Origin of the sequence: Methylobacterium sp. B1 (assembly GCF_000333255.1) — a bacterium.
Lineage (GTDB): Bacteria > Pseudomonadota > Alphaproteobacteria > Rhizobiales > Beijerinckiaceae > Methylobacterium > Methylobacterium fujisawaense.
In genome coordinates, this window is sequence record NZ_BACT01000289.1 from 1 (window position 1) to 4,341 (window position 4,341).

Sequence of the window (4,341 nt, forward strand, 5' to 3'; positions counted from 1 at the left end):
GCTGGTGAGGGGTCGTGCGCGCCGAGGCGCATCGCCTCGATGGTGTTGGCCGGGCTCGCGAAGGCGGTCAGCACCGTCACGGGCGGGGGCTCCGGCAGGGCACGGATCCGCTCCAGCGTGGCCATGCCGTCGAGGTCGCCGGGCATGCGCAGGTCGAGGAGCACAGCCGCCACCGGCCCCTCGTGCAGCCGCGCCAGCGCCTCCGAGCCGGACGCGACCGGGACCGGTGTATGTCCGAGATCGGTCACCGTCTCGGCGAGCCCGTCGCGCAGGGCTCTGTCGTCGTCGACGATCAGGATGGTTGCCATGGCAGATCCAGGACAAAGGTGGTCTCGGGGGCGTCCGCGACCAGCCTGGCCTCGCCGCGATGCGCCAGGGCGATCTCGCGGACGATCGCGAGGCCGAGGCCGGTGCCGTCGGGCCGGCTGGTGACGAAGGGCTCGAACAGGCTGGCGCGAATCGCCGGATCGATGCCGGCGCCGGTATCGGCGACGCTGAGGCGCAGCCGCAAGGCGCCGTCGGCCGTGACGCGTTCGGCCCCGAGGCGGATCCGGCCGCCCGGCGGCGCGTGCTGCAGGGCGTTCAGCAGCAGGTTGTCGAGGGCCCGGGCGATCTGCGCCCGGTCGAGATGCGGATGGTCCGTGGCGGGCAGTCCGTCGGCGGCGATCGCGATCCGAACGGAGCGCGCGTGCGCCAGATCCTCGTGCAGATGCGCGCATTCCGCCAGGAGGGGCGCCACCGGCGTGGGAGTCCGGTTGAGCGCCCGCGCCTGCGTCAGGTTGAGGAGGTCGCGCAGCAAAGTGTCGACCCGGGCGATCTGGCCGAGCACCGTCTCGAGGGCGGAGGCGGCGCGGTGCGGATCGCCGCTGACCAGGGCGTTCTCGGCCTTCAGCCGCATCGCCGCGATGGGATTGCGGATCTCATGGGCGATGCTCGCCGCCAGCCGGCCGACCGCGGCCAAGCGCTCGGTCGCCACGATGCGGGACTGCGCCTCCCGCAGCCGACCGCCTGCGGCGTTGAGGGCGTCCACCAGCCGGTCGAGCTCCCGCTCGCCGGTGCGGTCGAGATGCGGCAGATCCTCGCCGTCCGGGCGCGGCGCTGCGAGTGCCGCTTCCAGGCGGGCGATCCGCCCGGAGAAGCCGTACAGGAACCAGCCCAGGAAGGCCGCCGATCCGAGCACGGTCGCGGCCAGGAAGCCGAGCCCGGCGAGGAACCGCGTGTAGGTCGGGCCGTCGTTGACATGCGCCCGCGCCATCGCCCACGCGGTGAGGCCGGCCTCCGGCCCGTGCAGGGGGCAGGCCTGAAGCATCAGCACCTGGGTCCGGCTCGGCCGGCGGTCCGAGACCGCGTGGTCGACGCGCAGGGCCTGGGCGTTCAATGCCGCGATGGCGTCGTGCTCGGCCGCCGGAAGGTCGGTCTTCGGTCCGGTCCCCTCGTAGGTCGGATAGGCGTAGGCCACGGACTTGCCCGAGGCGCTCCAGATCCCGCCCTCGATGCCGGGGAAGCGCGCCAGCGCGGCGGACACGGTGCCGACGCGGTCGCCCTCTGTGATTCCGCGGCCGCGGGCGCGGACCAGGGCGGCGTAGCGGTCGATGATCTCGCGGCAGGCGCGGCCGACCGCGAGATCGGCCTGCGCCACCTGGACGCCGGTCGATTGATTGTACACGCCGAACATCAGGTAGGCGGTCGCGGCCGCGGAGGCGAGCAGCAGGACCCAGAGCGCAAGCAGCCGGGCGCGCAGGCTGTAGGCCGTCACGACGAAGTCCGACCGGGCATGGCGCTGGCTCCTGCGGCGGCGCCGTGCGCGCCCGACCCATCCCTAAGCCAAGGCCCGGCCCGGTGACCACTCGAAGACCGCACGCGGGCCGCGATGCCGAGTGCCCCGCGCGCGAGCCGTCCCGAGCCAGGCCCGGGACCGCCGGGAGAGGAGCACAGCGTCCGGTGTTCCTCTCGGTAGCAAGACAGTCAGTCGTCGACGGGATCGCGACCGCTCACTTGCGATTCGTGATCAGGCTGTCGACGTTCTTGTTGGCTTCCTTATTCTCCTTCCGCTGCATCGCCACCTGGTGCTTGGTGTCCTTCATCGACATCTCATCACGCTTGCCCTGGGGCATCTCCTTCGGGGCCGCTAGAGCGGGCGTGATGGACCAGACGCAAGCCAGGCAAAGAGCAGCGCGAGCCGTAGTCTTGAACATGATGCCTCCTTCATTCAATCGATAGTGCAGGACGTCTTGGAGATGTCGCTGGTTCCTCATGCGTGGATCACGGACGTGCGATCCGTTGCGGCGTCCGTAGCGTCGTCGACATGGCGCGTGCAGGCGGGCGTCGCGCGGATGCCGTCGTCTCAGGGCGGACCCGACGGGTTGACCGGCAGCGCGTCGCTTCCGAGCTGCAGGCAGGTCAGCATCGCCACGTAGGATGGGGCGCCGCCGATCTGGCTCTCCGCCGCACAGGTCCGGCGCTCCGCCACGTCGAACGTGGCCCAGCGCCTGATCAGGGTGCGCCGCGCGGCAGCCTCGTCGGACAGGCAACCCCGGTAGCTCGCCCGATCGACGGCGCTGGATCCCGCCCGGTGCTCCGGCGCGCAGATCGCCCGGATATTGAAAACCGGAACCCCCGACGCCCGCGCGGACGCCGTCAGGGTTCCGCCGAGGAGCAGTTCGAGTCCCAGGACGGTCGAGATCCAGAATCGCCGCACGCGACCCTCCCGTGTTCGTGCCGACCGGGCCGCGCCTGAGATCCATCGGGCGCGGCCATCCTCAGCGGTCGGTCACTGGCCGGTCTTGGCGCCCGCGGTCGTGCCCGTGGCCTGCGGCGCGCCCTTGTCGGCCGCGGCGGCGGTCGCCTTCTGGGGCACCGCGACCGCATCGATCACGTCGAAGCGCATGTTGTCCTGGGCTGTCTTCAAAGCCGCATTCGCTTCATAATACTTGCCCTGTCCGATCAGCGCCGCCGCCTGGTCGACATTTGCGATGGTCGTGTTCAGCGGCAGGACTGCCATCGTGAAGTTGACGTCGACATGGGCGAGCTTGAGCTTCTCCAAGGCGCCTTTCTGGTCACCCTGTGCGAGGTTCTTGTTCGCCTCGGTCACCGCCGAGGCCTTGGTGGGCGTGGCCACGAAATCGTCGCCCAAGGTCAGCTGCGCGTCGACAGGCACCCAGGCGACCTGCTCCTTGGAAGCCGGCTTGGCTCCGGCCTTGTCCCCCGGCGCGGTCGCCTTGTGAGCGGCCATGTCGGCCGGCGACTTGAGCTCGGCCTCGGCCTTGGTGAACACCGCGTCGTCCGACTTGGCCTTCGCGAAGGCCGCCTGAGCCTTGGCGATCATGTCCTTGGCCTGGCCGGGATTGGCCTCGAAGATCGCGAGGCGGGTAAGCTGGAGATCCCTGAAGCCCTGCGCGCCGTCCTTCGAGAGCTTGCCGACATCCTTGTCGATCGCGGTCTGGCTCGCGCTGACCTGCGTGCCGTTGTGCTGGGCCGCCTGCTCCGCCGCGTAGGCCGTTCCGCCGACGATTGTGGTGAGCACGAGGGCCGCAACCATGGATTTATGGTAGGACATAATGAAATATCCCTCTATTACCGGAGACAAGGCCTTCATCTGTATTGGCCTTATTCATTCCGTGTTCAGATAATAGACCGGCGATGATTTGGTGGCATGTCCGCAAGATTAAAAAACGGCAATGCGGCTGCCGGCATCGGACATCGGCCGGCGATGGCGATCCCTCGGCGGCGCGCGCTCAGCGCGGCAGGAAGCGGCCCGCGCGCGCTTCCAGCAGGCGGACCAACGCGGGCGCCATGAACGCGTAGGCGTCGGGGACATCGAGGCAGACGAGGCGGACCCCGCGCAGATGTGCCCCGAAGCGCCGCATCAGCTTGCGCCGGTGCGCGGGCTCCATGACGACGACGATCTCGGCCCAGGCAAGATGGTCGACGTCCACCGGCTCGTCGGCGTCGGGCGACACGCCGGCGCTGGCCGTCTCGATCCCAGGGACGCGCGCGAAGATCTGCTCTGCAGTCGGGCTGCGGGCGCGCGCCCGGCCGCAGACGAACAGGATCCTCACACGCCCTCCGCCAGGACGGATTGCCGCTCGAACAGGGCCCGATACGCCCCGTTCGGGCGACGATTCAGGGTGGCGTGGGGGCCGTCCTCGACGATGCGGCCGCGGTCGAAGACGAGGATGCGGTCGAGGGCCCGCACCGTCGACAGCCGATGGGCGATGACGATGGCGGTGCGCCCGCGCATCAGTCGGATCATGGCCTCCTGCACCAGCGCCCCGGATTCCGAATCCAAACTCGAGGTCGCCTCGTCGAGGATCAGGATCGGCATATCCGCCAGGAGGCGCG

At 70.0% G+C, this 4,341-nt stretch carries 6 protein-coding genes and 1 pseudogene; all 7 read right to left on the reverse strand.

All coding sequences use genetic code 11. The features are described from left to right. The coding region (locus I53_RS08530; RefSeq protein ID WP_043349160.1) for a response regulator at positions 1–308 on the reverse strand (308 nt) is incomplete at its 3' end. Next, positions 293–1,756, reverse strand: coding sequence for an ATP-binding protein (locus tag I53_RS08535; protein WP_043349162.1), 1,464 nt, complete (start codon positions 1,754–1,756; stop codon positions 293–295). The genes I53_RS08530 and I53_RS08535, both read right to left, overlap by 16 nt. A 235-nt stretch (positions 1,757–1,991) precedes the next feature. Then, positions 1,992–2,195, reverse strand: coding sequence for a hypothetical protein (locus tag I53_RS08540; protein ID WP_043349164.1), 204 nt, complete (start codon positions 2,193–2,195; stop codon positions 1,992–1,994). A 149-nt stretch (positions 2,196–2,344) separates the two neighbouring features. Then, positions 2,345–2,698, reverse strand: a complete 354-nt coding sequence (locus I53_RS08545) for a hypothetical protein (RefSeq protein WP_051044730.1) — start codon at positions 2,696–2,698, stop codon at positions 2,345–2,347. Positions 2,699–2,770: 72 nt separating this feature from the next. After that, positions 2,771–3,556: a YfdX family protein gene (locus tag I53_RS08550; RefSeq protein WP_043349166.1), complete on the reverse strand. Its 786-nt coding sequence runs from the start codon at positions 3,554–3,556 to the stop codon at positions 2,771–2,773. Positions 3,557–3,734: 178 nt separating this feature from the next. Continuing rightward, positions 3,735–4,058, reverse strand: a complete 324-nt coding sequence (locus I53_RS08555; protein WP_043349168.1) for a phosphotyrosine protein phosphatase — start codon at positions 4,056–4,058, stop codon at positions 3,735–3,737. Further along, a pseudogene (locus tag I53_RS08560) lies at positions 4,055–4,341 on the reverse strand (ABC transporter ATP-binding protein); the annotation flags it as partial. The gene I53_RS08555 and the pseudogene I53_RS08560, both read right to left, overlap by 4 nt.

Coding starts and splice junctions, on each gene's coding strand:
- I53_RS08550 (WP_043349166.1), bottom strand. CDS start 3,556: ATGTCCTACCATAAATCCATGGTTGCGGCCCTCGTGCTCACCACAATC.
- I53_RS08540 (WP_043349164.1), bottom strand. CDS start 2,195: ATGTTCAAGACTACGGCTCGCGCTGCTCTTTGCCTGGCTTGCGTCTGG.